Source organism: Actinosynnema sp. CA-299493 (assembly GCF_050946825.1).
Classification (GTDB): Bacteria; Actinomycetota; Actinomycetes; order Mycobacteriales; family Pseudonocardiaceae; genus Actinosynnema.
The window spans coordinates 3,107,030-3,132,675 of the sequence record NZ_CP191993.1; the positions used below are offsets into that span (position 1 = coordinate 3,107,030).

Here is a 25,646-nt window from a genome sequence, read left to right on the forward strand (position 1 = left end):
GCCTAGTGGCACGGGACGCCGAGCGCGTGGCGCCCGTCGTGGAAGAACTCGTGCACGGTCTCGGCGGCGTGGCCGAGCGCGATGCCGTTCTCCTGCAGGACCAGCCAGGTCACGGTCAACGCGACCAGTGCGACGGCGTAGGCCCACCTGGGGAGGGGAGTGGGAAGGGGGTGCGCGGGGCTCGTCATGACGGCCTCCTCCATACCTCGTGGAAGGTCAACAACAACTCGTGCCGCAGCCGGTCTCCTGACTCCCGGATCGACGCCGTCCCCGCGTCTTCCCAGCCGCTGCGCGCGGCCAGTGACGTTCTCGGCGGGTTGGCTCCCCGGTCACAGTGGCGAGGACCGCGCCGGATTCACACCGGCTTCCCGTCCACTGCGGCGCTGCGACCGTAGAGGCGGAGCGCGGGCCGGCACAACCGACCAGACGAGTTGTCGTGTTCCGCGCCTCAGCGCGGCGGCAACGGGCAGTCCCCGCACGTGCCGCCGCCGTCGAGCCGGTAGTACAGGCAGCAGCTGCGCCGCCGGAACGCGATCTCGCCGGGGAACGGGATGAACTCGCCGGTGCCCTTGAGCGGCGGGTCGGCGAACAGCTCGTCGACCAGCGCGGCGCAGTCCACGCCGCTGCGGCTGATGGTGCGCAGCGCGCCCGCCATGGACGACCCCGCGTTGCCCCACAGCAGGCCGCGGGCCACCGACGTGACCGCGTGCACCGCCTCCACCACCGGCTCCAGCGACTCGGCGACGCCGACGCCGCCGACCGGGTCCTTGAGCCGGACCTGGAACCCCTCCGGGGTGTAGCGCCACCACAGGTTGTCGGGGCGGATGTCGGGCACGACTCCGCCGACCGCGCGCGCGGCGACGACCGGGCTCAGCAGCCGCGCGGTGTAGCCGAGGAAGAACAGCGACGCGGCCACCCGCCGCTCCCGGGTGCGGTACCGGGCGGAGATCAGGTCGAGGGTGTCGGGCAGGGCGGTGCCGTGCGACAGGGCCGCGCCGTCGTGCCAGGTGTCGTCGGGGCGGCCGACGTCCAGGGCGAAGAACGGGCTGAGGCCGCGGATCTGCCGCAGGGTGGCCAGGACTCGGGCGAACTCGGACACGTGTCCTAGTCTGCCGTGGACGCACTGGGGTGCGGATCGCGCGCCCAGGGCACCCACACCCCGGACAGCGACTGGGACCTCGCCGTCTGCTACCGGGGCGACTTCGACCCCGCCTACCTGCGCGCGATCGGCCGGCAGGGCGAGGTCTCGGAGATCGGCGGCTGGGGCGGCGTCTTCAACGGCGGCGCCTGGCTCACCGTCGACGGCCGGCGCGTCGACGTCCACTACCGCGACCTCGACGCGATCGTGGCGGGACTGCGGCCGGAGCCCGAGGCGTTGGCGCGGTCGATCGCGCGAGCGCGGGAGCTGTTCCGGGCCGCCACCTGACCTACACCAGGTAGAACGTCATCAGGTCGCCGCGCACCGGCGGGAACAGGGCGTGCACCAGCTCGGCGTCCGGGCCCGGGTACACGTCCGGGAAACGCGCGGTCAGGCCCTCGATCCCGTGCGGGCCGAACAGCAGCGACGCCAGCAGGTCCGGCGCGACCCCCGCGCCACCGGCCGCGCCCGGCGCCTGCATCCGCCCACCCGCCACCACCGGACCGACCTCGCCCGCCGCGAACGGCAGCCGCACGTGCGACCGGTAGAACGAGACGACCGCCTCGCCCTCCCGATCGGCGAACCCGGCCGCCGCCAGCCGCCGCCCGAACACCGGCCGCAAGCGCTCCAGCACCGCGATCGGGTCGCCGACGCGCACGTAGTACGAGTTCGCCTCCGCTGCGGCTGGCCCGAGGAACGGCTCCAGCGCCTCACCCGCTACCGACCCCGGCCGCTCGGTCACCTCGGCGGCCTCGGTCAACGCGAGCAGCGCGTGCGCCGCCGCCTCGTCCACGGCCGCCACCTCGCCCAACCGCCCGCCTTCCTCCGGCGGGGTGGTGCGCCCCGTGGCGACCGGCACGCCGTCGCGCTCCACCAGCCACTCGGTGCTGCCGTCCCGCGCCACCAACCACCGCCACAGGGCGGGGGAGTGCGGCATCCGCAGGTCGGCCCGCGCCTGCTCGGCGTCCTGGAGCCGGGCCATCGCCGGGATGTCCTCGACACCGGCCTCGCGCACCGCGTGCCCGCCGCCGTCGGGACGGCTCGTCACCGGCCGGGTGGCGGAGATCGGGATCGCGTAGGTGTAGCCGAACTGGCGGTAGAAGTAGGGGATGCCGAGCATCACGTTCACCAGTTGGCCGCGCGCGGCGGACCGTTCGTGCGCCCAGCCCATCAGCGCGCGCACCAGCCCGCGGCCCTCGTAGTCGCGGTGGGTGGCGACCAGCTCGACCTGACCCGCCGGGAGTTCCACCCCGTCGAGAACCAGCGTCTCGTCCAGCAGGGTCGCGGTGGACACGACCCGGTCGCCGTCCACGACGACCGCGCACGCCTCCCAGCCCGCGTCCGGGTCCTCGACCACCAGGCGGTGGTCGACGGCGTCCTCCGGCTCACCCCGGTCGGCCAGCAGCGCGCCGATCTGGTCGAGGTCTTCCGGGCGCGCGGTCCGCAGCACCAGCCCACCGGTCATCGGTGCAGTGTGTTCGGTGTGCCCGAAATCGCGCCATCGGTTTTTCGGTGGCGGTCGCGCCCCCGGCCGACGCAGAATCCGCGCCATGCCGTGGCTCCCCGCTGACTTCGCCCACCCCACCCACGTCCCGCTCGACGACGAACACCACCTGCGCCCCATTCGCGAGTCCGATGTGGACGTCGACTACCCCGCCGTGATGGGCTCGCGGCAACGGCTGTGGTCGCTCTACGGCGAGCAGTGGGGCTGGCCGCCCGCCCACATGACCCACGAGCAGGACCGCGTCGACCTCGCCCGGCACGAACGGGAGCAGGACGCGCACCAGTCGTTCAACTACGCCCTCTTCAACGCCGACGAGACCGAGCTGTTCGGGTGCGTCTACATCGACCCGGTCGAGGACGAGGAGCACGTCGACGCACGGATCTCGTGGTGGGTCGTGGACGACCGCGTGGGCACCGACCTGGAGCGCGCGCTGGACGCGTTCGTGCCGAGGTGGATCGCCGAGGTGTGGCCCTTCACCGGCCCGCACTACGGGATCTAGGGTTCGCCCGGTGACGCCGTTGGCGAAGTGGACCATCGTCTCGATCTGCCTCACCGTGCTGGCCGCGCTCGTGCCGTGGGCGACCTACGGCGACGTCGACGTCGAGCTGTCGCGCCTGCCGCTGTGGTGGGCCTACCTCGGCGCGGCGGTCGTGGCGCACGCGTCGGCGAAGGTCGCCTGGCCGGTATCGGCGGTGTTCGCCGTGGTGGCGGTGGTGGCGGCGGCGGTCGTCGCGACCGGCTACGACGAGGCGTCCCACGTCTTCGGGCACGTCGCGCCGATGGCCGGGCCGCGTCCCGGGCCGGGCGTGGTGTTCGCGGTGGCGTCGGCGGTGGCCCAGGCGGCGGGTCTGCGGGCGCGGGTCCGCGCCGCGCGGTCGGTGCACGCCTGACCTGGGTGCCTGCGGCCGTTCGGGGGATGGGAGGATCACACCCCGTGAAGACCTTCGACGAGCTGTTCGCCGAGCTGAGCGAACGCGCACGCACCCGCCCTGAGGGCTCCGCCACCGCCGCGGCTCTGGAGGCCGGGGTGCATGCGCAGGGCAAGAAGGTGCTGGAGGAGGCGGGCGAGGTCTGGATCGCCGCGGAGCACGAGTCCGACGAGCGCTTGGCCGAAGAGGTCTCCCAGCTGCTGTACCGGGTGCAGGTGCTGATGCTCGGCCGCGGCCTCACCCTCGAAGACGTCTACAAGCACCTGTGATCCTGGAAGTCGCCGCGCTCGACGTCCGCCCCGGCCTGGAGGCGGACTTCGAGCGGGCCTTCGACCAGGCGCGGGAGGTCGTCGCGAGGTCGCCCGGGTTCGTCTCGCTCGACCTCCAGCGGTCGGTCGAGCACCCGTCCCGGTACCTGCTGCTGGTGCGGTGGGAACGGTTGGAGGACCACACGGTCGGCTTCCGCCAGGGTCCGCTGTACCCGCGGTGGAAGGCGTTGCTGCACCACTTCTACGACCCGTTCCCGACCGTCGAGCACTATCACGCGGTCTGACGGCGCAGCAGTTCGACCACCTGGTCGTCGGTGGTCTGGTCGAAGTGGCCGTAGAACCGGCCGACCGCCCGGAAATCCGTCCGCGGGTGCGGGCAGACCACCAGGTCGGCGTCCGCGCTCACCGCGCGGATCCCGTCGGCCGAGCCCACCGGCACCGCGAGCACCAGGCGGCGCGGGTCCTGCTCGCGGGCTTCGCGCAGCGCGGCGCGGGCCGTGACGCCGGTGGCCAGGCCGTCGTCCACGACCAGCACGTCACGGCCTTCGAGCCGCACGGGGCCGTCGCGGTACAGGTCCAGCCGCCGTCGAGCCTCCCGCCGTTCGGCCTCGCACGTCTCGGCCAGGTCCTCGCGGGTGAGGCCGAGCGCGCGCAGCGCCTCGTCGTCGAAGATCGGCTCACCGGCCGCGGTGACCGCCCCGATGCCGTACTCGGGGTGGCCGGGCGCGCCGATCTTGCGCGCGACGGCCACGGCCAGCTCACCGCCCAGCGCCGAGGCGACCTCGAACGCCACCGGCACGCCACCCCGGGCGAGCCCGAGCACCAGGGGATCGGTCCACGACTCGCCGGCCAGCGCCCGGGCGAGCACCCGTCCGGCGTCGAAGCGGTCCGCGAACCTCATCCCCCCATGGTGCTCGCGTCACGTGCCGGTGGCGACTGTCAGCGCTCCCGCACGAACAGCGACTGCGCGCTGCGCCCCACGGGCCCGTGCTCGTCGTGCAGGACGCTGCTCGCCACGCCGACACCCGACGGTCCGATCACCGTGCGCGCGTCCAGGGCGAACCACTCGCCGACCGGTTCGCGGTGCAGGTGCACGGTCAGGTCGGTGTTGATCGCGTACCACGTGCGGAGGTCCAGCCGGCTGGACACGCCGCTCGCCGAGTCGGCCGCGGTGAACAGGCGTTGCGCCGGGGTGGGTTCCTCGCCGGCCACCACGCGCACCCGCGACCGCGCCCACACCACCGCGTCGCCGGGCGTGAAGACGCCGCCGCTGACCGAGCGCCACTCCATCGCGGCCAGGTAGCCGCTTCGCCAGTGCTCCGGGACGTCCATCGGCTCGCACCCGGCCGGCGGGACCGGCGGCGCACCCGCGTCGGACGCCACCGCCGCCGTGTCGCCCGCCACGATCCGCCACGCGTTCGCCCGCAGCGCCGGGCGGCCCTCGTGGGCCAACTCCGCCGACAACAGCTCCACCGAACGCCCCGGCCGCACCACCGACGCGGTCACCGTCAGCTCCGCCACCGGCACCGGGCCGAGCACCTCGAACGCCACCCGGGACAGCACCGCCTCCGGCCGCGGGGCGCACCGCTCCAGCGCCCGCACCAGCAGCGCCGACGGCGGCCCCAGGTGCTGGCTGCCGTTGCCCCACGGACCGGTGGTGTGCCCGGTGGAGGCGAACCGGTCGTCGTCCAGTCGTTCGTAGAACGCGTCCATCAGCAGAACCCCATCAGCGTCGAACCCGCGGCGGTCGCGGCTTTCGTCAGTCGGCCCGGTCCAGCGCGGTCTCCGTGCCGGCGTCCGGCTCCGGCCAGCCCGGGTACGGCGGCGGCGTGCCGTCGAACGCCGGGCACAGCGCCTTGTGGTCGCAGTAGTCGCACAACCGACCCGGGTTCGGCCGGAAGTCGCCGGACTTCGCCGCGCGCAGGATGGCGTCCCAGATCGCCTCCAGCGTGCGCTCGAACCGGGTCAGCTCCGCCTCGTCGGGCTGGTAGGCCAACGCCTGCCGGTCGGCCAGGTACATCAGCCGCAGCTGCCGCGGCACCACGCCGCGCAGCCGCCACAGCACCAACGCGTAGAACTTCATCTGGAACAGCGCCTTGGCCTCGCCGACCTCGCGCGGCGCGGCGCCCGTCTTGTAGTCGACCACCCGGATCTCGCCGGTGGGCGCCACGTCCACGCGGTCGACGTACCCGCGCAGCAGCACCCCCGAGGGCAGCTCCCACTCCACCAGCAGCTCACGGGCGTCGGCGTCGAACCGGCGCGGGTCCTCCAGCCCGAAGTAGCCGTCCAGCAGCTCCTCCGCCGACGCCAGCCACCGCTCCTGCTCGGGATCGCCCTCGGCGAACAGCTCGGCGAACTCCGGCCGCTCGGCCCGCACCCGGTCCCACGCCGGACCGACCAGCGCCCGCGCCGTCTCCGGCAGCCGTTCGTCGGCGGGCAGGCCGAACAGGTCCTCCAGCACCGCGTGCACCACCGTGCCGCGCACCTGCGCCCTGGTCGGCTTCTCGGGCAGCCGGTCGACGGCGCGGAAGCGGTAGAGCAGCGGGCACTGCTTGAAGTCGCCCGCTCGCGAGGGCGACAGCGCTGGCCTGCGCACGGGGCGCTCGGTGATCGTCGGCACTGCCATGGCCCAGAACCATAGGCCAACCCCCCGACAAGATCAGGTCCGAACCGCGCGGGAGCTACCCGGCGGCGTGCGCGTAGTCCGGCAGGTCGATCTTGTTCGTGATGCCCTTGCCCGCCTTCGGCATCAGGCCGAGCAGGAACTCGTTGCCCAGCAGCCCGTTGCGCGCGCGCAGGGCGAACCGGCTCGCCGGCGCCAGGAACCTCCCCGTCCGGTCGCCGCCCTTCTGGCACCGCCGGGCGTAGTCGCCCATCCGGTCCTCGTAACGCCGGAACGCCGCCTCGTGGTCGCCGTTCGCCGTGGCCGGCTCGCCGGCGAGCACGTACGCGCCGACCACGGCGGTGCCCGTGCCCATGCCGCCGGTGGTGGCGCCGCAGGCGGACGTGGGCGCTCGCGCTGCTGCCGGGCTTCGTGCGCCACCCGTGGGTGCTGGAGGCCACCATGGGTCCGCGCGTGGTCGGTCCGAACGAACTGGCCTGGATGGAGACCGCCCTGGCCGTGCTCGACGGCGCCGGCCTGGGCGGCGCCGAGCGGATGGACGTGCTGGCCGTCCTCGCCGGGCACGTCCGCAACATCGCCCAGCAGGGCGCGACGACACCGGACGGCGACGCGGGCACGCGGTTCGGCGCGATCCTGGTCGAGGTGGTGCGCGAGCGCGGCGACCGGTACCCGGCGGTGCGGGCCGCGCTGGCGGAGGCCGCCGGGGGAGGGGAGGACGAGGCGCTCGGCTTCGGCCTCGACCTCATCCTCGACGGCCTGCGCGCCCGGCTCGGCGACCTGTCCTGACCTGAGCCGGCCCGCCCCCCGTTCGACCTGATCCGACCCGACCCGCCCGACCCGGCCGCTGATCCAACACAGTCCTGATACACCCGGCCGCCTAGGCTCTGCACGTGGCGACGACGGGTGGTTGGCGACGGCAGGTCGGCCGGGACGGTGGGCTGCCGCTGTTCCGCGTGGCCGGCATACCGGTGCTGCTCGCGCCCTCGTGGTGGCTGGGCTCGGCGGCCATCGTGGTGCTCTACGCGCCGCTGGTCGGCCGCATCGCGCCCGGCACGGGCGGCCTCACCGGCGTGCTCCTCGCCGCCACCTTCGCGATCTTCCTCGGGCTCTCCGTGCTGGCGCACGAGCTCGGCCACAGCCTGGTCGCCCTGCGCCTGGGCCTGCCGGTGCGCCGGCTGCGCCTGTTCCTGCTCGGCGGCGTGTCCGAGGTGATGCGCACGCCGACCCGCCCCGCCCACGAGGGCGCCATCGCCGCCGCCGGCCCGATCGTCTCCATCATCCTGGCGGGCGCGTTCGCGGTGGCCGCCTCCACGATCCCGCAGCCCGACGCGGCCTGGCTGCTGATCGCCCAGACCGCGTTCGCCAACGCCGCCGTCGCGGTGTTCAACCTGCTGCCCGGCCTGCCGCTGGACGGCGGCCGGATCCTGCGCGCGGGCGTGTGGGCCGTCACGGGCCGCCGCGCGACCGGCACCAAGGCCGCCGTGATCGGCGGCGGCGTGGTGGCCGCGCTGCTCGTCGTCTGGGCGGTCTGGGGCGTGCTCGACGGCGCCGAGGACCGCTGGCTGCGCTTCGGCGTGTGCCTGCTGACCGCGTGGTTCGTGGTGGCCGGCGCGCGCGGCGAGTTCACCGCCGAACGCCGCAGCACCTGGCCGGACGGGCTCACGCTGGGCGAACTCGTCCGACCCGTGCTCCAACTGCCCGCCGAGAGCCCGGTGTCCGGCGCGCTCACCGCGTCCGCCGGCCGGGGCGTGGTCCTGGTCCGCGCGGACGGCGTCGCCGCCGGCCTGCTCGACCGCGAGCTGGCCCGCCGGCTGGCCAGCACCTCGCCGCACGCGCCCGCCGAGCAGGCCGCCGTGCCGATCCGGCCGGAGACCGTGCTGCTGGAGAACGAGACCGGCGCCGAGGTGGTCGAACGCGTGCACGGCACCGCCGCCTGGGAGTACCTGGTCGTCGACCTTGAGGGACGGCCCGCGGGCGTGCTGCGCCGCGAAGACCTCAAGGCCGCGCTGCACCGCCGCTGACCTGGCCGTCCTCGCCCTGGCCGCCGATCAACCCGGCCTCCTGCGCCAGGATCGCCGCCTGCACCCGCGACCGCAGGCCCAGCTTCGTCAGCACCCGCGACACGTGCGTCTTCACCGTCGTCTCGCCGATGTGCAGCTTTCGCCCGATCTGGTGATTCGACAGCCCTTCACCGAGGCAGTGCAGCACCTCCACCTCGCGGTCGGTCAACGCGTCCAACCCGGCCGGTCGCGCCCGCGGCACGGCCGAGGCGAACTCCCGCATCACCCGCCGCGTCACGCTCGGCGCCAGCACGCCGTCACCGGCCGCGACCTGCCGCACCGCGTCCACCAGCGCGGACGCCTCCACCGACTTGAGCAGGAACCCCGCCGCGCCCGCCCGCAGCGCGCCGCGCACGTACTCGTCCAGGTCGAACGTCGTCAGCACCAGCACGTCGCACACGCCGCTGAGCTGCCTGGTCGCCTCGATGCCGTCCACACCGGGCATCCGGATGTCCATCAGCACCACGTCCGGCGCCAGCCGCTTGGCCAGCCGCACCGCCGTCGCGCCGTCCGCCGCCTCGCCGACCACCTCGACGCCGTCCGCGTCGCCGAGGATCATCACCAGGCCGGCCCGGATCGCCGCGTGGTCGTCGGCCACCACCACCCGGATCACAGCGGGAACTCCGCCCGCACGACCCAGCCGCCGGCCCCGTCGAGACCCGCGGTGAACACCCCGCCGACCAGGTGGGCGCGTTCCGCCATGCTCACCAACCCCGTTCCCGTCCCCGTGCCGCGCGGACCGTCCACCACGTCGTTGCGCACGACCACCACCAACCGCATGACCTGCCGTTCCAGCGCCACCGACGTGCGCGCGCCCGGCGCGTGCTTCACCGCGTTGGTCAACGCCTCCTGCACGATCCGGTACGCCGCGACGTCCACGCCCACCGGCAGCTCGCCCACGTCCGCGCCGCGCAGCTCCACGTCCAGCCCCGCCGCGGCGGCCGACTCGACCAGCCTGCCCGCGTCCGCCAGCCGCACCGCCACCGGCTCGTCCACCGGCTCGTCGGCCCGCAGCACGTCGATCATCGTCCGCATCTCCGCCAGCGCGCGCACGCTGTTCTCCCGGACCGACTTCAACACCGCGCGGGCGGTCTCCGGGTCGCCCGAGCGCAGCGACAGCACGGCCTCGGACTGGATCGCGATCGCGGACATGTGCCCGGCCACCACGTCGTGCAGGTCGCGGGCCATCCGGTTGCGCTCGGCGTTCACCGCGGCCCGCCGGTCCAGCTCGGCGATGCGGGCGACCTGCTCGGCGCCCTCCCGGTGCCGCCGCACGTTCGTCGCCCACCACACGGGCACCACGAGCAGCGAGAACACCTGCAACCCCGTGTAGAACGACAGCCGCCAGTCGCCGATCACCGCGACCGTCGCCGTGACGCCGACCGTCGCCGCCGCGACCAGGCCCACCAGCACTAGTCGCAACCTGCGCGAACCGTCCAGGGCGGCGACGAACAGCACGTCGATGCCGACCATCATCACGGGCATGCTCACCCCGAGGTGGAGGTCCGCCGCCGCGGCCGCGCCGACCACGCCCAACGCCGCCACCGGCGCCCGGTGGCGGAACAGCTGGCCGACGCACGCCACCGCGAGCACCGCCACCCGCAGGCCGATCGGGGTGTGCGCGTCCCGGTCGCCCGTCACCTTGTCCAAGCCGAGCACGTAGGCCAGCAGCCCCACCGCGAAGAAGGCCGCCACGACCAGCGCGTCGCGGCGGTTCGGGCGGAGCTCCACCCCGTCATCACAGCACAGGGCCGGGCCCGGGGCGTCCTACGAACTGATGACCCGGGATCGGTCGGCCCGCCGACGCGCGCAAGATCCGCGGACGGCAGCATTGAGGACGTGGTTGAACCGTTGGTCGTCCTCATCGTCGCGTGTGAGATCGGGTTCTGGGTGGTGCTGGGCGCGGGGTTGCTCGCCCGGTACGTGCTGCGGATGCGCAGGTTGGGGGCGGTGCTGCTGGCCTGCACACCCCTGGTGGACGTGGTGCTGCTCGTCGCGACCGTGTTCGACCTGAGGTCCGGGGGCGAGGCGTCGAGCGTGCACGGGCTCGCCGCGATCTACCTGGGGGTGAGCGTGGCGTTCGGGCACACCATGATGCGGTGGGCCGACCAGCGCGTCGCCCACCGGTTCGCCGGTGGTCCGCCGCCGGTGAAGCCGCCGAAGCACGGCCTGGCGAGGGTGCGCCACGAGTGGCGCGAGTGGGGCAAGTTCGCGGTGGCGTGGGCGATCGCCTGCTCGGTGATGCTGCTGCTGATGTACGTCGTGGGCACGCCGGAGCGCACGCAGGCGCTGTGGGGGCAGATGGGGAGCATCACGCTCGTCGGTGTGATCTGGCTGGTGGGCTGGCCCGCGTACCACACGGTGACCGAGCTGGTGAAGGGCCGGCTCACGCGGGAGGTCGCCGACAAGGGGGAGTGAACGCGTGGCCGCACGCTGGTGGGCGGCCACCGGAACGCGTGGCGCGCGCTGGTGGCCGGCTACCCGGCACGCGTGCGCGCGCTGGTGTGGCGAGCTACCGGAACGCGTGGCCGGGCGTCGGTAGGCCGCTACGGGCCGTGTACGGCGCCCGTGCGACCATCGTGCGCTGTTGACACGCGTTTAAGCAGGAGGTTCGCCGCGGTGAGCACCGCCAGTGGTCCGTTCCAGCCGGGAGACCGGGTGCAGTTGACCGATCCGAAGGGACGGCACTACACGATCGTGCTCGAACCGGGCAAGGAGTACCACACGCACCGCGGCGCGTTGTCGCACGACAAGCTGATCGGGCAGCCCGAGGGGTCCGTGGTCGTCTCGGTGGGCGGCACGTCGTTCCTGGCGCTGCGCCCCCTGCTGTCGGACTACGTGCTGTCCATGCCGCGCGGCGCCCAGGTGATCTACCCTAAGGACGCCGCCCAGATCGTCATGTACGGCGACGTGTTCCCCGGCGCGCGGGTGCTGGAGGCCGGTGCCGGCTCGGGTGCGCTGACCTGCTCTTTGTTGCGCGCGGTCGGCGAGAAGGGCAGCGTGACGTCGTACGAGGTCCGCCAGGACCACGCCGACCACGCCATCCGCAACGTCGAGCAGTTCTTCGGCGAGCGGCCGGGCAACTGGTCGCTGACCGTGGCCGACGTGAACGAGCACGAGGGCGAGGTGGACCGGGTCGTCCTGGACATGCTCGCGCCGTGGGACGTGCTGCCCGCCGTGTCGCGCAGCCTCATCCCCGGCGGCGTGCTGGTGGTGTACGTGGCGACCACGACGCAGCTGTCGAAGGTCACCGAGGCGATCCGGGAGCAGCAGCACTGGACCGAGCCGCACGCGTGGGAGACCCTCGTGCGGCCGTGGCACGTGGTGGGCCTGGCCGTGCGGCCGGAGCACCGGATGATCGGGCACACCGCGTTCCTGCTGACCACCCGCAGGCTCGCCGACGGGGTCACGCCGCCCCGGCCGCAGCGCCGGCCGTCCAAGGGCTGACCACAGGGTTCTGACCAGCGAGAACGGCCCCGCGCTCGGCTGAGCGCGGGGCCGTCGTGCGACTGGGGGCGTTACTCGCAGGCGACCCAGCCGTCGTCGGTCTTCGTGAAGTCGATCTTGGTTTCCTGGTCCTTCATCATCGTCTTCATCTCGTCCGGCACGTTCTCGTACTTGATGAGGACGTTGGCCACCGCCGCGGTGTCGGACTTCTCCTCGACGCTCTGCACGGAGAGGGTGATCTTCACGTCCTTCGCCGCCTCGATCGACTTCTTGGCCTCTTCGCGCATCTCCTCCGGCAGGCCCTCCAGCTGCTTCTCGATCTCCGCGCCGAGGGTCGCCGGGTCGTAGAGCTTCTTCATGTCGTCGACCTCGTCCTGCTTGTCGGCGCAGGTCAGGGCGCGGACCTTCTCGAAGTCCTTCGCCGTGACGGCGGCGGCGAACGAGTCGGCGGCGTCCTTGGCCGTGCCGTTGCCGCCACCGCCCATCGTCACGACCAGGACGACCACGACGGCGATCACGGCCACCGCGCCGACGGCGCCCAGGATCCACGGGAGGGGGCTCTTCTTCGGCGGCGTGCCGTAGGGGTCGCCGAAACCACCCGGTTGGCCGTAACCGGGTTGGTTGAACTGGCCGGGTGGGCCGTACGGCGGCTGGCCGGGGCCGGGCTGCCCTTGCTGCGGGTAGCCGCCGGGCGGCGGGCCGTAGCCCGGTTGCTGCCCACCCTGTGGGAACCCCTGGGCAGGCGGCGGGTACCCGCCGGGCTGCTGGCCGTACCCCGGCTGCTGGCCGAATTGGCCTGGTTGCTGGCCAAATTGACCCGGCTGCTGACCGTACGGACCCGGCTGCTGCGGCGGGACGGACATCACGTTCTCCTAGAACTTTCCGCTGGTGGCAGTGGACACTGCCCGGACTGCGCGCGTGCGACTCGTTATGGGACGCACGGTAGCGGGTAGGAGGTTCCGGCAGACACCGGTATGGAGCAGTTGATCCGGCCGAGCGGGCGGTTGTGTGATCACACGACGCTCGGGAACCCGCTGGGTGGCGGCTTTTGTCGGTGATCGCCGGTACCGTTGTCGTACGAACACGGGAGGAGGGTGCCGACATGCAGCACGGTCATCCCGGCAGCCAGCCCGATGAGGGTGGCGAGCTGAACAAGGGCAACAACTCTGGTGAGCTGACAGCGCAGATCAGGTTCCTGGAGGACGAGATCGCGTTGCTGCGCCGCAAGTTGACGGAATCCCCACGACACGTCCGCCTGCTGGAGCAGCGGTTGGCGGAGGCGACGGAGCGCGTCAGCCAACTGACCGAGCGCAACACGAAGCTCATCGACACCCTTCGAGAAGCGCGGAGCCAGCTGCTCGCGCTGCGTGAGGAAGTAGACCGCCTCGCGCAGCCGCCCAGTGGCTACGGCGTGTTCCTGGCCAGGTTCGACGACGGCACGGTGGACGTGTTCACCTCGGGCCGCCGCATGCGGGTCTCGGTATCGCCCGCGGTCGAGACGCCGTCGCTGGTCCTCGGCCAGTCGGTGCGCCTGAACGAGGCGTTGACCGTGGTCGAGGGCGGCGACTTCGAGCGCACCGGCGAGGTCTGCACGCTGCGTGAGGTGCTGTACTCCGAGATCGCGGACAGCTCGATCGGCCGCGCCTTGGTCGTCGGACATGCCGACGAGGAGCGGGTCGTCTGGCTCGCTCAGCCGCTGATGGACTCGCCGCTGAAGCCGGGCGACTCCCTGCTGGTCGACTCGAAGGCGGGCTTCGCCTACGAGCGCGTGCCGAAGGCCGAGGTCGAAGACCTGGTGCTGGAGGAGGTGCCCGACGTCCGGTACGAGGACATCGGTGGCCTCTACCGGCAGATCGAGCAGATCCGCGACGCCGTGGAGATGCCGTTCCTGCACGCCGACCTGTTCCGCGAGTACAAGCTGCGCCCGCCCAAGGGCGTGCTGTTGTACGGCCCTCCCGGCTGTGGTAAGACGCTCATCGCGAAAGCGGTGGCGAACTCCTTGGCCAAGCAGGTCCACGCCGCCAGGGGCGAGGACCACCGCGAAGCCAAGAGCTACTTCCTCAACATCAAGGGCCCCGAGCTGCTCAACAAGTTCGTGGGCGAGACCGAGCGGCACATCCGGCTGATCTTCCAGCGCGCCCGGGAGAAGGCCTCCGAGGGCACGCCGGTGATCGTGTTCTTCGACGAGATGGACTCGATCTTCCGCACCCGCGGCAGCGGCGTGTCGTCCGACGTCGAGACCACGATCGTGCCCCAGCTCCTCAGCGAGATCGACGGCGTCGAGGGCCTGGAGAACGTGATCGTGATCGGCGCTTCCAACCGCGAGGACATGATCGACCCGGCGATCCTGCGGCCGGGCCGGCTCGACGTCAAGATCAAGATCGAGCGTCCGGACGCCGAAGGCGCGAAGGACATCTTCAACAAGTACCTCACGCCCGACCTGCCGATCCACGCCGACGACCTCGCCGAGTTCGGCGGCGACCCGGTGGCCTGCATCGACGGCATGGTGCAGCACACGGTCGAGCGGATGTACGAGGAGTCCGAGGAGAACCGCTTCCTCGAGGTCACCTACGCCAACGGTGACAAGGAGGTCCTGTACTTCCGGGACTTCAACTCGGGCGCGATGATCCAGAACATCGTCGACCGCGCGAAGAAGGCGGCCATCAAGAGCCTGCTGGACACCAAGCAGCCGGGCTTGTCGGTGCGCCACCTGCTGGACGCGATCGTGGACGAGTTCGCCGAGAACGAGGACCTGCCCAACACGACCAACCCGGACGACTGGGCCAGGATCTCGGGCAAGAAGGGCGAGCGGATCGTGTACATCCGCACGCTGGTGACCGGCAAGAACCAGGAGTCGGGCCGCGCCATCGACACGGCCACGAACACCGGTCAGTACCTGTAACACCTGCTACCGCCTCAACCAACCCGCCTGGAGAACCCGTCCGGCCACCGCGCCGGACGGGTTCTCCGCGTTCCGGGCCGTGAGCTGGGCCCGGACACCTCGTCCCAACCGTTGACCAGGGCGCTGACCTCGGCGTTCACCTCATAACCGGTGACCAGGCACAACTCGCCGCACCACCGCTGCGGGCCGAGCACGGCCAACCTTCCGGTGTCTCTACACCACCACCAGCCGATCGCCCCTGAACTCCCGATCCACGCTTCCCGGGTCGGCGACCAGACCTCTCTCGAAGCCCAGCTGTTCTCCCGTGGCGGCGTCCCACAGCGGTCACCGCACGCAACCGGCGCACGCCCAGGCGTTCCTGGGCACGCCCAGCGGCCGTGTACTCCCGTTCCTCCTTTGTCACTCGATCGGGTTGTCCGGCGATCCACTTCTCGGCCGTGGCCCGCCGCAAAGCAGCGCGCCGGGGTCGCGGTCCGCCTCGTGCCAGTTGGGCTCGCTTGATCAGCGTCGCCGCCCAGTCACTGTCCCCCGGTGCGGTAGTTGACGGACACCGCGCTTACATGGGCTCCGTGGTCGGCACCACCGCACAACCTGGCAGAGCCGGTGCGGCGGCGGGAGATTGCGATCGGGTGGCCGATCGTCAAGACCGGGCGGTGACCAGGCCGGACTCGTAGGCGGCGATGACCAGTTGTGCCCGGTCGCGGGCCCGGAGCTTGTGCAGCAGGCGGCCGACGTGGGTCTTCACCGTGCCGGCCGACAGGTACAGCTCGGCCATGATCTCGGCGTTGGAGAACCCGCGGGCGATCAGCAGCAGCACCTCCTGCTCGCGTTCGGTGATCCCGTCGAGGCGGATCGCGCGGGGCGCGGGCGTGCGGGAGAACTCGGCGACCAGGCGACGGGTCACCGAGGGCGACAGCAGGGCGTCGCCGGCGGCCACCACCCGGATCGCGGCCAGCAGGTCGACCGGAGGGGTGTCCTTGAGCAGGAACCCGCTCGCGCCGGCCCGCAACGCCGAGTACACGTACTCGTCCAGGTCGAACGTGGTCAGGATCAGCACCCGGGCCGCGCTGAACGAGCTGATCTCGCGGGTGGCCGCGATCCCGTCCACGTTCGGCATCCGGACGTCCATCAACACCACGTCCGGCGACGTCGACCGCACCACCGCCACCGCCTCGGCGCCGTCACCGGCCTCTCCGACCACCCGCAGGTCGTCCGCCGAGTCCACGAGCACCCGGAAGCTGCCGCGCAGCAGCGCCTGGTCGTCCACGACCACCACGTCGATCACGACAGCGGCACCTCGGCGCGCACCGCGAACCCGCCGCCGGCCAGCGGGCCCGCCGAGAACGTCCCGTCGTAGACCGCCACCCGTTCCCTCATCCCGATCAACCCGTGCCCCCCGCCGCCACCGGCCAACACCCGTTCACCCGGTCCGTCGTCGACCACGCGGACCTCGACCGAATCGTCCCCGACGACGATCGACACCTCGCAAGCGGCCGGCGCCGCGTGCTTGACCACGTTCGTGACCGACTCCTGCACGATCCGGTACACGGTCAGGCCCAGCCCCTCGGGCAGCGAACCGGACACCGACAGCGAGACGTCCACCCCGGCCAGCGACGCCCGCGTCACCAGTTCGGGCAAGTCGGCCAGGCCGGGCATCGGGGCCAGTTCGGCCTCCGAGTCCTCCGACCGCAGCACACCCAGTAACCGCCGCATCTCGACCAGGGTGCCGCGCGAGGCTCTCTCGATGACCTGGAGCGCCTCCTGTGCCTGCTCCGGCTGCGACGGCGCCACGTGGGCGGCGACACCGGCCTTGACCGTGATCAGGCTCAGGCTGTGCGCGACCACGTCGTGCAGCTCGCGGGCGATGCGCATGCGTTCTTCGGCGACGGCCTTGGACGACGCCTCGGCGGCTTGGCGCGCCTCGTAGGACCGGCGGATCCGGGTGGTGCGCCCCAACGCCCAGGCGGCGCACACCACCAGCGCGAGGAACACCGACAGCCCGGCGGACTCCGGCCACGCCTCGCCGATGAACACCGCCGCCCACGCCGAGCCGAGCGTGACGGCCAGCGCGCCCACGGCCACCCGTGAGGAGCAGGCCGAAGCCACCATGTACATCGCGAACGCCGTGGCACTGTAGGGCTCCAGCGTGATGTGGGTGACGGTGGCGACGTTCTGCGCCATGAGCACGATGCCGAGCGTGAGCAGGGGCCGCTTGCGGCGCAGCGCCAACGGCGCGCCGACCAGGAGCGCCAGCGGGTAGCCCAGCCACGGCGGCACGGTGCTCATCCGGGCGAAGTCCAGGTACACCATGACCAGCACCACGGCCGTGGCCGTGTCCAGCGCGTAGAGGTAGGCGGTGGGCAGCATCCGCAGGACTCGCGACGTCACGACCAGGACGGTAATCGGCGCGGGCCGCCGCCGGCGTCGGACCACGGTCCGACCTCGAATCGCAGACCTCGGTCCGATCCGCCCACCACCCCACCCCCGGCAAGCTCCTCCCCATGATCGAAGTAAGGCACCTGACCAAGCGCTACCGCGCCACCCGGGCCGTGGACGGCCTCTCGTTCGAGGTGAAACCGGGCTACGTCGCGGGGTTCCTCGGCCCCAACGGCGCGGGCAAGTCCACCACCATGCGGGCGATCCTCGGCCTGGACCGGCCGACCAGCGGCGAGGCGCTCGTCGACGGCCGCCGTTACGCCGGGATCCGCCGGCCCATGCACCACGTCGGCGCGCTGCTCGACGCGGGCGCGGTGCACGGCGGCCGGTCCGCCTACGACCACCTGCGCGTGCTGGCCCGCAGCAACGGCATCAAGGACAGCCGGGTCGTCAAGACCCTGGAGCAGGTCGGCTTGGCGGGGGCGGCGAAGAGACGTGTGGGCTCGCTGTCGCTCGGGATGAAGCAACGCCTCGGGGTGGCGGCGGCCCTGCTCGGCGACCCCGGCGTGCTGCTGTTCGACGAGCCGGTGAACGGCCTCGACCCGGAGGGCATCCGCTGGATCCGGCACCTGATGCGCGACCTGGCCCGCGAGGGTCGCACCGTGCTCGTGTCGAGCCACTTGATGAGCGAGATGGCCCTGACCGCCGACCGGGTGATCGTGATCGGCCGGGGCAAGCTGATCCTGGAGGCGTCCATGCAGGACCTGCGGGAGAAGTTCAAGAAGGACGTGCTGGTCCGCACCCCGGCGTCGGAGGCACTGGTGACCGCCCTGGCCGCCGCGGGCGCGAGAACCCAGTCCGAGGGGGGAGCACTGCTCGTGCAAGGGCTGGAGGCCCCCGGCATCGCCGACCTCGCCGCGCGCAACGGCATCCCGATCCACGAACTGACACCGCGCAGCGCGTCCCTGGAGGACGCCTACCTCGAACTGACCGAGGACAGCGTGGAGTACCGCACCAAGGAGACCGCCCGATGACCGACGTGCTGAACTCGGAGTGGCTGAAGCTCCGCTCGGTCCGCTCGACCACCTACGTCCTGATCGCCCTCGCCCTGTGCCTGCTGGTCGGCACGCTGGTGTCGTACCTGATGACGGCCGACTGGGACACCTCGCCGCCGGACCTGCAACAGAAGTTCGGCGCCGCCGACCCGGGCGTGATGGTGATCCCGTTCGCCCAGTTCTGCCTCGGTGTGCTGGGCGCCCTGGCGATCACCTCGGAGTACGGCAGCGGCATGATCCGCACCGCCCTCGTCTCCGTGCCGGGGCGCAAGGCCTACCTGCTGGCCAAGACGGTCGTGGTGGCCGGCGCGTCGCTGGTGATCGGCCTGGCGACCGTCCTGCTCGCCTACCAGACCGGTGAGCTGATCACCGGCGACCGCCCCGAACCGATCTCGGCGTACGGCTCGTTCACCGACGCCCTGCCGACCCTCCTGGCGAACACCGCGTCACTGGTCCTGATGGCCCTGATCGGCCTGGGCCTGGGCTTCCTGCTCCGCTCCACAGCGGGCGCCCTGGTCTCCCTCTGCGCCCTGCTCTTCGTCCTACCGTCACTGACCCTGATCCTGCCGTCCCCCTGGAACGAACGCGTGTACTCCGTGATGCTGCCCGTCCTGGCACCCCAACTATCCGCCGAATCCCCAGGCGCCCCACTATCCCCACCAGCCGCCGGCCTGGTCATGCTGGCCTACCTGCTCCTCGCCCTGGGCTCCGGCCTGCTCACCCTCCTCCGCCGGGATGCCTAGATGAGTAATGCGTCAGTCGGTGGCGGATGGCCTTGAAGCGGCGGCTCGCCCGGGTGCGACTTGCGGTTGCGGTAGGAAGGCCGGATCAGTCGGGCTCCGCGTTCGGCGAGGAAGCGGTCCGGTTCGCGGAAGACGTAGCCCTTGTCGGTGATGATCGGCAGGCCGGGGTGGTCGGCGGGCAGCTGGGGCTCGTGGTCGCACCGGCTGTGGGCATCTCCCGTCCGTCGATCTTCGGATCGGTCGGAGCACAGGTGATCGGCAGCCTGGCTAGGAGCGCAGGCCAGGTGCAGGTGCAGGCCCCGGGACCAGCGGGAGTGGGATCGGCCGCGTTCCACCGGGGTGGAGTCGACGATCCAGACTGGATCGTCAGACCGAAGACGATCGCCACTCCGGACGCACCTCAGAGCACAGTGCACCGGGCGAGGGAACGACAGGCGGCGGTGTAGGAAGCATCAACCCGGCGACCGGCGGCACGGAAGATCGCCGGTTACCGTGTCGGGCGTGCCCGATTTCGCTCTCGGCTTGGCCGCGCTCGGCCGACCCGCCTACATCAACCTCGGCCGTGAGCACGCGTTGCCCGACGACCGGGACGTGGACGCCATGCGAGCCCACTGCCACGCCGTCCTGGACGCAGCCCACGCGGCAGGTGTGCGGCGGGTCGACGCGGCCCGCTCCTACGGCCGTGCGGAGGAGTTCCTGGCGCAGTGGTTGGCCGCACGGGGCCACCAGGACGTGCAGGTGTCGAGCAAGTGGGGTTACGCCTACGTCGCCGACTGGCGCCGGGACGCGGACACGCACGAGGTGAAGGAGCACTCCGTCGAGCGGTTCACCCGGCAGTGGCGGGAGACCGAGGAGCTGCTCGGTGCGCACGTCGGCCTCTACCAGGTGCACTCGCTGACGTCCGACAGCCCGCTGTTCGGGGACCCCGACCTGCTCCTCGCCCTCGGCGGCCTGCGCGACTCCGGCGTCCGCCTCGGCTTCTCCACCTCCGGCCCGCGCCAGGGCGAGACGATCCACCGCGCGTTGGAGCTCACCGTCGAGGGACGGCGGCTGTTCGACAGCGTCCAATCCACCTGGAACGTCCTGGAAACCTCCGCGGGGGCGGCGCTGGCGTTCGCCAAGGAGTCCGGCGCGGAGGTGTTCGTCAAGGAGGGCATGGCCAACGGCAGGCTCGCCGTCGACCCGCCACCACCCGTGCGCGAACTGGCCGAAGAGCACGGTGTCGGCCCGGACGCCATCGCGTTGGCCGCCGTGCGCGCGCAACCGTGGGCCGACGTGGTGCTCTCGGGCGCGGCGAGCCCGGACCAGCTGCGCGCCAACCTCGGGGCACGGGACGTCGACCTGGCGCCGGACGTGCTCGCCGACTGCGCCGAACCCGCCGAGCGGTACTGGGCTACTCGGGCTTCGCTGGCTTGGGAATGAGCCTGACGCTGCCCGAGTCGAGGTCCACCGGCCCGCGCGGTGGCGCGCCCGCCTCCTCGTCCTCGCCCAGCATCAACGTCACCTGGCGCTGCCGCAGCTCGACGTGCTTGCTGCCGTTGAACAGGGTGGTGAACTCCTCCATCGCGGTCGCGGACACGGCCGGGTGACCCTTGCGCCGGCGGACCCACCGCCACAGCCGCTCGCCGGAAGCGAGGGCGAGCAGCAGCAAGGCGAGGCCGGGGATCGACATCGCGAACATCATTCCCATGTGAACCACTCCCGGATCAGGACCCGGCCGTCCGGCACGACCGGCCAGCCGGGGTCCTCCGCCAACGCCCGCACCTCGTCCGCCCCCATCCAGCCGCCCCACGCCACTTCCTCCGGCTGGTGGACGAACGGCCCATCGCTGCGCACGTCGTAAACGTGCGCGACGTAGCGGATGGTTCCGTCCACGAACGTCGTCCTGAACCGGAACGCCGGCGTCGCCGAGATCCCCAGCTCCTCGGCCAACTCCCGCGCCGCGCACTCGTCCGGCGTCTCACCCGCCGCGACGACGCCGCCGCACGTCGGGTCGTACAGCCCGGGGTAGACGTCCTTGGTGTCGGTGCGCCGGTGCACGTACAACCGGGTTCCGTCGAGGGAACGCACGACGATCACGGCACACGCGTGCCACAGGCCTTCCGCGCGCATCCGGGGGCGTGTCGCCGTGCCGATGGGCGTGCCGTCCGGGTCCACCACCACTACGTGCTCCACGCCAAGATCCTCCTCTGGTAGTACCGGGTCGTGCTACCTCGGGCCGACGCCTGCCGACGCCCGTTGTTCCTACCGTCGTGGCGTTCGCGTCACGAGGAGGAGTTGTGCCCACATCCCTGCGGCTCGCGGTCGCCGAGTTCCGCAACCGGCCCGGTCGCGCCGCGCTGCCCGGCGTCGCCCTGGTGGTCGGCGTCGCCTGCCTGCTGGCCGCCCTGATGCTCAGCGACGCGATGGTCCGCGCCACGAACGAGGGCGCGCCCGCCGTGCCCGCCGGCGTCGACCTCGTCGTCCGCCCACCGCTCTTCGGCACGGCCGCGGTTCTCGACCAGGCGACCGCCGATCGGGTGGCGCAGGTCGCCGGGGTGACGGTGGCGCAACCGATCCGCGAGGTCCGCGCCGACCTGCTGCTCGACGGCGGCCGGGCGGGCGACCGCCGCGCCACCGCCGACATCGAGCCGGACCGCGCCGAGCTGCACCGCGTGCCGATCCTGGAGGGCCGCTCGCCGGGCTCGGACGGCGAGATCGCGATCGACCGGGTCACCGCCTACGAGCACGGCCTCAAGCCGGGCGCCGCGGTCAAGGTCGCCGACGCGGCGGGCAGGCCCCTGGACGTGGTCGTCCGGGGCATCACCAAGCGCGGCTCGCTGGGCGAGGAGCCGATGATCGTGGTCGGCGAGGGCCTGGCCGCCAAGCTCGGCGGCACGCCCCGGGTCGAGGCGATCTACGTGATCGGCGGCGACCGCGCCGCCGTGGCCCAGGCGGCCGGCGCAGGGCTCCCGGTGGACACCAGGGCGGAGATCGCCGCGGAGCCGCCCAACAACGACCTGGCGGCCGTGCTGCTGCCGTTCAGCATCCTGGCGCTGGCCACGTCCGTCTTCGTCGCCTCCGCCACCTACCGCGCCGTCTACGCGCAACGCCAGCGGCACACCGCGCTGCTGCGCTGCCTCGGCGCGCACCGAGGCCCCCTGGTCTGGGCGAACCTCTTCGAAGCGCTGCTCACCGGCGCGGTCGCGGGCGCGGTCGGCGCGGTGCTCGGCGGGTCGGTGGCGTGGCTGCTGGCCAGGCTCTTCGACGGCACCGGCCTGTCCTCGCTGCTCGGCGCCGTGGAGCTGAGCCCGCCGCTGCTGCCCGCGGTCGGCCAGCTGGTGATCGGCGTCGTCACGGCGGCGACGCTCAGCGCGTTCGCCGCGGTCCGGCCCGCGCTGGCCGCCGCGCGCATCTCGCCGCTCGCGGCGCTGCGGACGTCCGAAGGCCAGACACCCGACCAGGCCGTGGTGCGCCGTCGCCGGATCTTCGGCATCGTCCTCGTGGTGGCCGCGGCCCTCATGGGCGCGTTGGGCGTGTTCGCCCAGGGCTCGTTGGCGGCGATCTTCCTGGTCCTGTTCTCCGGCATCACCGCCGTGTTCGGCCTGTTCGGCGTGCTCGGGCCGGTGGTCGTGCCCGCGCTGGGCCGGATCTTCGGCACGGTCGCGAGCCGCTTCGGCGGCGCGCAGTGGAAGCTGGCCGCGGCCGAGGTGCGGCGGGTGCCGCAGCGGTCGGCGTCGGTGGCGATGCCGCTGCTCCTGGCCGCCGCCATGGTCACGTTCTTCGCCGTCACGGTGGGTTCGGCGCAGCGCATGGAGGACGAGTTCAGCAACGAGCCGCGGCCGGACGCGGTGGTGGCGGACTCCGGCGGGCGCGCGCTCGCCGGCGGTGTCGGCGCGGCGGCCAACCGCCCGGAGGCGGCGGTCACGGTCGTGCTGCACGGCGTCGAGGGCCGGCAGCGCGACGCCGAGGGAGGCACGGTGCCGACCCAGGTCGTCGGCGTCGACCCGGAACCCCTGCGCGAGTGGCTGAGCAGGCAGAACGCGAACGCCGACGACTTCGGGCCCGGCACCGTCCTGGTCGAGGAGTGGTACGCCGAGCGGTTCGGCGCGCAGGTCGGCAAGCCGTTCACGGTCGAGGGACTGCCCGGCGGGCCGCGCACCGCCACGGTCGTCGGCACGTTCACCGGATCGGTGCTGGACGACGCCGACGTGGTGCTGGCCGAACCGGACCTGGCACCCGCCTCCAAGGTGCTGGTGGCGTTCGAACCGGGCGCGGACCCGGCCGCCTACGAGGCGGGCGTGCGGACGGCGCTGGCCGGCTCGCCCACCGTTCTGGTGAAGACGAAGGCCGAGACGACCGCGCAGAACCAGCGCTACCTCGACCTGGGGATCGTGATGCTGATGGTGCTGCTGGGGCTGTCCGTCGCGGTCGCCGTGACCGGTATCGGGACCGCGTTGACGATCTCCGTGCAGGAGCGCCGCAAGGAGCTGGCGCTGCGGCGCGCGCTCGGCGTGACCAAGGGTGGCCTGCAAGGTGGCGTGGTGGCCGAAGCGGTGCTGTTGGCGCTGGTAGGAGTGCTGGGCGGGGGTGTGTTCGGGCTCGTCTACGCGGAGTTGACGCTGGCCGCCGTCGGTGTGTTCGTGTGGCCCACGGCGGCGGCGCTGCCACTGCTGGTCGGCGGCGCGGGCGTGGTGGTCCTGGCGGTGCTCGCGGCGTTCGGTCCGGCCCGGGGCGCGTCCCGGATCAGGCCCGCCGCGGGACTCGCGGCCGGCTGAAACGTGACCTGGGTCCGGGCGGTGTGTCGGTGGAAGGTCGTAGTCTGCGTACATGCGGCGGATCATGGGAACCGAAGTCGAGTACGGCATCTCGGTGCCGGGTGACGCGACGGCGAACCCGGTGCTCACCTCGACACAGGTCGTGCTGGCCTACGCGGCGGCCGCCGACATACCGCGGGCGCGCCGGGCGCGCTGGGACTACGAGGTCGAATCGCCGCTGCGCGACGCGCGCGGCTTCGACCTCGGCGCGCCCGGCGGGCACTCGGGCGACAGCGATGTCGAGGACCTGGGCGCGGCCAACGTCATCCTCACCAACGGCGCGCGCCTCTACGTCGACCACGCGCACCCGGAGTACTCCGCGCCCGAGGTCACCAACGCGCGTGACGCGGTGATCTGGGACAAGGCGGGGGAGCGGGTGATGGAGGAGGCCGCGATGCGCGCGGCCACCGTCCCCGGCCAGCCGCGGTTGCAGCTCTACAAGAACAACGTGGACGGCAAGGGCGCCAGCTACGGCACCCACGAGAACTACCTGATGCAGCGCAGCACGCCGTTCACCGCGGTGATCGCCGGGCTCACGCCGTTCTTCGCGTCCCGCCAGGTCGTGGTCGGCTCCGGCCGCGTCGGCCTCGGCGCGGCGGGCGAGGAGGCCGGCTACCAGCTGTCCCAGCGGTCCGACTACATCGAGGTCGAGGTCGGCCTGGAGACCACGCTCAAGCGCGGCATCATCAACACCCGCGACGAGCCGCACGCCGACGCGGACAAGTACCGCCGGCTGCACGTCATCATCGGCGACGCGAACCTCGCCGAGTACTCCACCTACATCAAGTGCGGCTCCACGTCGCTGGTGCTCGACATGATCGAGGCCGGCCGCCGGTTCGACGACCTGCGGCTGCAGGAGCCGGTCCGGGCGGTGCACCAGATCAGCCACGACCCCACCCTGAAGGTGAAGGTCGAGCTGGCGAACGGGCGCAAGTTCACCGGGTTGGACCTGCAGTTCGCCTACTACGAGCGGGCCTCGGCGTTCGTCGAGCAGGAGGGCCACGGCGACCGGGACGTGCTGCGCGTGTGGGGCGAGGTGCTCGACGCGCTGGCCCGCGACCCGCAGGAGTGCGCCGACCGCCTCGACTGGGTGGCGAAGCTGCGGGTGCTCGAAGGTTATCGCGCCCGGGACGGCCTGGCCTGGGGCTCGCCCCGGCTGTCGCTGGTCGACCTGCAGTACTCCGACGTGCGGCTCGACAAGGGCCTGTACAACCGGCTGGTCGCCCGCGGCTCGATGAAACGCCTGGTCAGCGAGGAGGAGGTGCGGGCGGCCGTCCTCTCGCCACCGGAGGACACCCGCGCCTACTTCCGCGGTCGCTGCCTGGAGCGCTACCCCACCTCGGTGGCCGCCGCGTCGTGGGATTCGGTGATCTTCGACCTCGGTCGTGAATCACTCGTCCGGATCCCCACCCTTGAACCGCTGCGCGGCACGAAAGCGCACGTCGGAGCCCTCCTGGAGGCCTCGGAAACGGCCGAGCAACTGGTGGAGGCGCTCACCCGGGGCTGATCACCAGACCCGAGTGGCAGGCGCACGGTGTCGTGCCTGGTGGGTAGTGTTTAACTCGCAGGACCCGAAGACCGGGAGGTCGACATGGCCCAGGAACAGGTTCAGCGCCAAGGCGGCGGTGACGGCGACGAGAACGGCGACGGCGCGGCCGGCGCCGGCCAGGAGCGTCGGGAGAAGCTCGGCGAGGACGTCGACGCCATCCTCGACGAGATCGACGACGTGCTAGAGGAGAACGCCGAGGACTTCGTCCGCGCGTACGTGCAAAAGGGCGGCGAGTAAGAAGCCGCCGGCGGGACA

General features: G+C 72.4%; 28 protein-coding genes, 2 pseudogenes and 1 riboswitch. Of the genes and pseudogenes, 16 read left to right on the forward strand and 14 right to left on the reverse strand.

The features are described from left to right. Positions 1 to 2: 2 nt before the first annotated feature. Positions 3 to 188: a CbtB domain-containing protein gene (locus ACQPYE_RS14500; RefSeq protein WP_498721699.1), complete on the reverse strand. Its 186-nt coding sequence runs from the start codon at positions 186 to 188 to the stop codon at positions 3 to 5. A gap of 31 nt (positions 189 to 219) precedes the next feature. Beyond that, a riboswitch (cobalamin riboswitch) is annotated at positions 220 to 403 on the reverse strand. A 45-nt stretch (positions 404 to 448) separates the two neighbouring features. Continuing rightward, complete coding sequence (locus tag ACQPYE_RS14505; RefSeq protein ID WP_498721700.1) at positions 449 to 1,099, reverse strand: (2Fe-2S)-binding protein; 651 nt, start codon at positions 1,097 to 1,099, stop codon at positions 449 to 451. 33 nt (positions 1,100 to 1,132) lie between these two features. Here ACQPYE_RS14505 and ACQPYE_RS14510 point away from each other — a divergent pair. Beyond that, a pseudogene (locus ACQPYE_RS14510) lies at positions 1,133 to 1,345 on the forward strand (nucleotidyltransferase domain-containing protein); the annotation flags it as partial. Positions 1,346 to 1,427: 82 nt separating this feature from the next. Here the strand turns inward: ACQPYE_RS14510 and ACQPYE_RS14515 are convergent. Continuing rightward, a complete protein-coding gene (locus ACQPYE_RS14515; RefSeq protein ID WP_498721701.1) occupies positions 1,428 to 2,603 on the reverse strand; it encodes a GNAT family N-acetyltransferase in 1,176 nt (391 codons plus the stop codon). Between the two features lie 85 nt (positions 2,604 to 2,688). Here ACQPYE_RS14515 and ACQPYE_RS14520 point away from each other — a divergent pair, with 85 nt between their 5' ends. The 4 genes from ACQPYE_RS14520 to ACQPYE_RS14535 are packed head-to-tail and all read left to right on the forward strand — an operon-like array spanning position 2,689 to position 4,124. Further along, entirely contained in the window at positions 2,689 to 3,141 is a 453-nt protein-coding gene (locus ACQPYE_RS14520) for an N-acetyltransferase (protein ID WP_498721702.1), read from the forward strand. A gap of 10 nt (positions 3,142 to 3,151) precedes the next feature. Then, a complete protein-coding gene (locus ACQPYE_RS14525; RefSeq protein WP_498721703.1) occupies positions 3,152 to 3,532 on the forward strand; it encodes a hypothetical protein in 381 nt (126 codons plus the stop codon). Between the two features lie 44 nt (positions 3,533 to 3,576). Then, positions 3,577 to 3,840: a phosphoribosyl-ATP diphosphatase gene (locus tag ACQPYE_RS14530; protein ID WP_033434999.1), complete on the forward strand. Its 264-nt coding sequence runs from the start codon at positions 3,577 to 3,579 to the stop codon at positions 3,838 to 3,840. Continuing rightward, positions 3,837 to 4,124 carry an antibiotic biosynthesis monooxygenase family protein gene (locus tag ACQPYE_RS14535; protein ID WP_498721704.1) on the forward strand — a complete coding sequence of 96 codons (288 nt, stop codon included), beginning with the start codon at positions 3,837 to 3,839 and terminating at the stop codon, positions 4,122 to 4,124. The genes ACQPYE_RS14530 and ACQPYE_RS14535 overlap by 4 nt, the downstream gene beginning before the upstream one ends. Here the strand turns inward: ACQPYE_RS14535 and ACQPYE_RS14540 are convergent. The 4 genes from ACQPYE_RS14540 to ACQPYE_RS14555 are packed head-to-tail and all read right to left on the reverse strand — an operon-like array spanning position 4,112 to position 6,818. Continuing rightward, positions 4,112 to 4,741, reverse strand: coding sequence for a phosphoribosyltransferase (locus ACQPYE_RS14540; RefSeq protein ID WP_498721705.1), 630 nt, complete (start codon positions 4,739 to 4,741; stop codon positions 4,112 to 4,114). The two genes, ACQPYE_RS14535 and ACQPYE_RS14540, sit on opposite strands and share 13 nt — an antisense overlap. A 38-nt stretch (positions 4,742 to 4,779) precedes the next feature. Next, positions 4,780 to 5,556, reverse strand: coding sequence for a thioesterase family protein (locus ACQPYE_RS14545; protein WP_498722913.1), 777 nt, complete (start codon positions 5,554 to 5,556; stop codon positions 4,780 to 4,782). 43 nt (positions 5,557 to 5,599) lie between these two features. Next, on the reverse strand, positions 5,600 to 6,466 hold the full coding sequence (locus ACQPYE_RS14550; protein WP_498721706.1) for a RecB family exonuclease: 867 nt from the start codon (positions 6,464 to 6,466) through the stop codon (positions 5,600 to 5,602). 55 nt (positions 6,467 to 6,521) lie between these two features. Next, positions 6,522 to 6,818, reverse strand: coding sequence for a hypothetical protein (locus ACQPYE_RS14555; protein WP_498721707.1), 297 nt, complete (start codon positions 6,816 to 6,818; stop codon positions 6,522 to 6,524). Positions 6,819 to 6,838: 20 nt separating this feature from the next. Between ACQPYE_RS14555 and ACQPYE_RS14560 the strand changes: the two are divergent. Continuing rightward, a pseudogene (locus ACQPYE_RS14560) lies at positions 6,839 to 7,249 on the forward strand (TetR/AcrR family transcriptional regulator C-terminal domain-containing protein); the annotation flags it as partial. Positions 7,250 to 7,353: 104 nt separating this feature from the next. Beyond that, a complete protein-coding gene (locus ACQPYE_RS14565; RefSeq protein ID WP_498721708.1) occupies positions 7,354 to 8,484 on the forward strand; it encodes a site-2 protease family protein in 1,131 nt (376 codons plus the stop codon). On the opposite strand, the gene ACQPYE_RS14570 is transcribed toward ACQPYE_RS14565, so the two are convergent. After that, positions 8,459 to 9,136, reverse strand: coding sequence for a response regulator (locus ACQPYE_RS14570; RefSeq protein ID WP_498721709.1), 678 nt, complete (start codon positions 9,134 to 9,136; stop codon positions 8,459 to 8,461). The genes ACQPYE_RS14565 and ACQPYE_RS14570 overlap by 26 nt on opposite strands. Further along, a complete protein-coding gene (locus tag ACQPYE_RS14575; protein ID WP_498721710.1) occupies positions 9,133 to 10,254 on the reverse strand; it encodes a sensor histidine kinase in 1,122 nt (373 codons plus the stop codon). The genes ACQPYE_RS14570 and ACQPYE_RS14575 overlap by 4 nt, the downstream gene beginning before the upstream one ends. A gap of 108 nt (positions 10,255 to 10,362) precedes the next feature. On the opposite strand from ACQPYE_RS14575, the gene ACQPYE_RS14580 reads away from it, so the two are divergent. Further along, on the forward strand, positions 10,363 to 10,941 hold the full coding sequence (locus tag ACQPYE_RS14580) for a hypothetical protein (RefSeq protein WP_498721711.1): 579 nt from the start codon (positions 10,363 to 10,365) through the stop codon (positions 10,939 to 10,941). A 201-nt stretch (positions 10,942 to 11,142) separates the two neighbouring features. After that, positions 11,143 to 11,970, forward strand: coding sequence for a tRNA (adenine-N1)-methyltransferase (locus ACQPYE_RS14585; protein WP_123742247.1), 828 nt, complete (start codon positions 11,143 to 11,145; stop codon positions 11,968 to 11,970). Positions 11,971 to 12,041: 71 nt separating this feature from the next. Here the strand turns inward: ACQPYE_RS14585 and ACQPYE_RS14590 are convergent, their stop codons facing one another. Further along, positions 12,042 to 12,833, reverse strand: coding sequence for an Rv0361 family membrane protein (locus tag ACQPYE_RS14590; protein ID WP_498721712.1), 792 nt, complete (start codon positions 12,831 to 12,833; stop codon positions 12,042 to 12,044). Between the two features lie 239 nt (positions 12,834 to 13,072). Between ACQPYE_RS14590 and arc the strand changes: the two genes are divergently transcribed. After that, positions 13,073 to 14,872 (forward strand): proteasome ATPase, encoded by a 1,800-nt coding sequence (gene arc, locus ACQPYE_RS14595; RefSeq protein WP_498721713.1) that lies wholly within the window; start codon positions 13,073 to 13,075, stop codon positions 14,870 to 14,872. Between the two features lie 640 nt (positions 14,873 to 15,512). Here arc and ACQPYE_RS14600 read toward each other — a convergent pair. Together ACQPYE_RS14600 and ACQPYE_RS14605 are read right to left on the reverse strand one after the other, a co-directional pair. Beyond that, positions 15,513 to 16,157, reverse strand: coding sequence for a response regulator (locus ACQPYE_RS14600; RefSeq protein ID WP_498721714.1), 645 nt, complete (start codon positions 16,155 to 16,157; stop codon positions 15,513 to 15,515). Then, positions 16,154 to 17,260 carry a sensor histidine kinase gene (locus ACQPYE_RS14605; protein ID WP_498721715.1) on the reverse strand — a complete coding sequence of 369 codons (1,107 nt, stop codon included), beginning with the start codon at positions 17,258 to 17,260 and terminating at the stop codon, positions 16,154 to 16,156. Before ACQPYE_RS14605 ends, ACQPYE_RS14600 begins: the two co-directional genes overlap by 4 nt. 113 nt (positions 17,261 to 17,373) lie before the next feature. Between ACQPYE_RS14605 and ACQPYE_RS14610 the strand changes: the two genes are divergently transcribed. The 3 genes from ACQPYE_RS14610 to ACQPYE_RS14620 all read left to right on the forward strand — a co-directional run bounded on the left by ACQPYE_RS14610 (position 17,374) and on the right by ACQPYE_RS14620 (position 20,468). Continuing rightward, a complete protein-coding gene (locus tag ACQPYE_RS14610; protein ID WP_498721716.1) occupies positions 17,374 to 18,282 on the forward strand; it encodes an ABC transporter ATP-binding protein in 909 nt (302 codons plus the stop codon). Next, positions 18,279 to 19,046: an ABC transporter permease gene (locus tag ACQPYE_RS14615; RefSeq protein WP_498721717.1), complete on the forward strand. Its 768-nt coding sequence runs from the start codon at positions 18,279 to 18,281 to the stop codon at positions 19,044 to 19,046. The genes ACQPYE_RS14610 and ACQPYE_RS14615 overlap by 4 nt, the downstream gene beginning before the upstream one ends. Before the next feature lie 501 nt (positions 19,047 to 19,547). Beyond that, positions 19,548 to 20,468, forward strand: a complete 921-nt coding sequence (locus ACQPYE_RS14620; RefSeq protein ID WP_498721718.1) for an aldo/keto reductase — start codon at positions 19,548 to 19,550, stop codon at positions 20,466 to 20,468. Here ACQPYE_RS14620 and ACQPYE_RS14625 read toward each other — a convergent pair. Both ACQPYE_RS14625 and ACQPYE_RS14630 read right to left on the reverse strand, forming a co-directional pair. Then, complete coding sequence (locus ACQPYE_RS14625) at positions 20,440 to 20,736, reverse strand: DUF6191 domain-containing protein (RefSeq protein ID WP_498721719.1); 297 nt, start codon at positions 20,734 to 20,736, stop codon at positions 20,440 to 20,442. The genes ACQPYE_RS14620 and ACQPYE_RS14625 overlap by 29 nt on opposite strands. Then, positions 20,727 to 21,221, reverse strand: coding sequence for an NUDIX hydrolase (locus tag ACQPYE_RS14630; RefSeq protein ID WP_498721720.1), 495 nt, complete (start codon positions 21,219 to 21,221; stop codon positions 20,727 to 20,729). Before ACQPYE_RS14630 ends, ACQPYE_RS14625 begins: the two co-directional genes overlap by 10 nt. A 104-nt stretch (positions 21,222 to 21,325) precedes the next feature. On the opposite strand from ACQPYE_RS14630, the gene ACQPYE_RS14635 reads away from it, so the two are divergent. From ACQPYE_RS14635 to ACQPYE_RS14645, 3 genes are all read left to right on the forward strand, one after another. Further along, positions 21,326 to 23,803, forward strand: coding sequence for an FtsX-like permease family protein (locus tag ACQPYE_RS14635; protein WP_498721721.1), 2,478 nt, complete (start codon positions 21,326 to 21,328; stop codon positions 23,801 to 23,803). A gap of 52 nt (positions 23,804 to 23,855) precedes the next feature. After that, a complete protein-coding gene (dop, locus tag ACQPYE_RS14640; protein ID WP_498721722.1) occupies positions 23,856 to 25,349 on the forward strand; it encodes a depupylase/deamidase Dop in 1,494 nt (497 codons plus the stop codon). Between the two features lie 84 nt (positions 25,350 to 25,433). Beyond that, positions 25,434 to 25,628, forward strand: a complete 195-nt coding sequence (locus tag ACQPYE_RS14645; RefSeq protein WP_053716644.1) for a ubiquitin-like protein Pup — start codon at positions 25,434 to 25,436, stop codon at positions 25,626 to 25,628. Positions 25,629 to 25,646 lie beyond the last annotated feature (18 nt).

Excerpts from the sequence above, each read along its gene's own strand:
- ACQPYE_RS14590 (WP_498721712.1), bottom strand. The coding sequence starts at position 12,833 with ATGTCCGTCCCGCCGCAGCAGCCGGGTCCGTACGGTCAGCAGCCGGGT.
- ACQPYE_RS14550 (WP_498721706.1), bottom strand. The coding sequence starts at position 6,466 with ATGGCAGTGCCGACGATCACCGAGCGCCCCGTGCGCAGGCCAGCGCTG.
- arc (WP_498721713.1), top strand. The coding sequence starts at position 13,073 with ATGCAGCACGGTCATCCCGGCAGCCAGCCCGATGAGGGTGGCGAGCTG.
- ACQPYE_RS14515 (WP_498721701.1), bottom strand. The coding sequence starts at position 2,603 with ATGACCGGTGGGCTGGTGCTGCGGACCGCGCGCCCGGAAGACCTCGAC.
- dop (WP_498721722.1), top strand. The coding sequence starts at position 23,856 with ATGCGGCGGATCATGGGAACCGAAGTCGAGTACGGCATCTCGGTGCCG.
- ACQPYE_RS14615 (WP_498721717.1), top strand. The coding sequence starts at position 18,279 with ATGACCGACGTGCTGAACTCGGAGTGGCTGAAGCTCCGCTCGGTCCGC.
- ACQPYE_RS14555 (WP_498721707.1), bottom strand. The coding sequence starts at position 6,818 with ATGGGCACGGGCACCGCCGTGGTCGGCGCGTACGTGCTCGCCGGCGAG.
- ACQPYE_RS14540 (WP_498721705.1), bottom strand. The coding sequence starts at position 4,741 with ATGAGGTTCGCGGACCGCTTCGACGCCGGACGGGTGCTCGCCCGGGCG.
- ACQPYE_RS14610 (WP_498721716.1), top strand. The coding sequence starts at position 17,374 with ATGATCGAAGTAAGGCACCTGACCAAGCGCTACCGCGCCACCCGGGCC.
- ACQPYE_RS14520 (WP_498721702.1), top strand. The coding sequence starts at position 2,689 with ATGCCGTGGCTCCCCGCTGACTTCGCCCACCCCACCCACGTCCCGCTC.
- ACQPYE_RS14625 (WP_498721719.1), bottom strand. The coding sequence starts at position 20,736 with ATGGGAATGATGTTCGCGATGTCGATCCCCGGCCTCGCCTTGCTGCTG.
- ACQPYE_RS14645 (WP_053716644.1), top strand. The coding sequence starts at position 25,434 with ATGGCCCAGGAACAGGTTCAGCGCCAAGGCGGCGGTGACGGCGACGAG.
- ACQPYE_RS14500 (WP_498721699.1), bottom strand. The coding sequence starts at position 188 with ATGACGAGCCCCGCGCACCCCCTTCCCACTCCCCTCCCCAGGTGGGCC.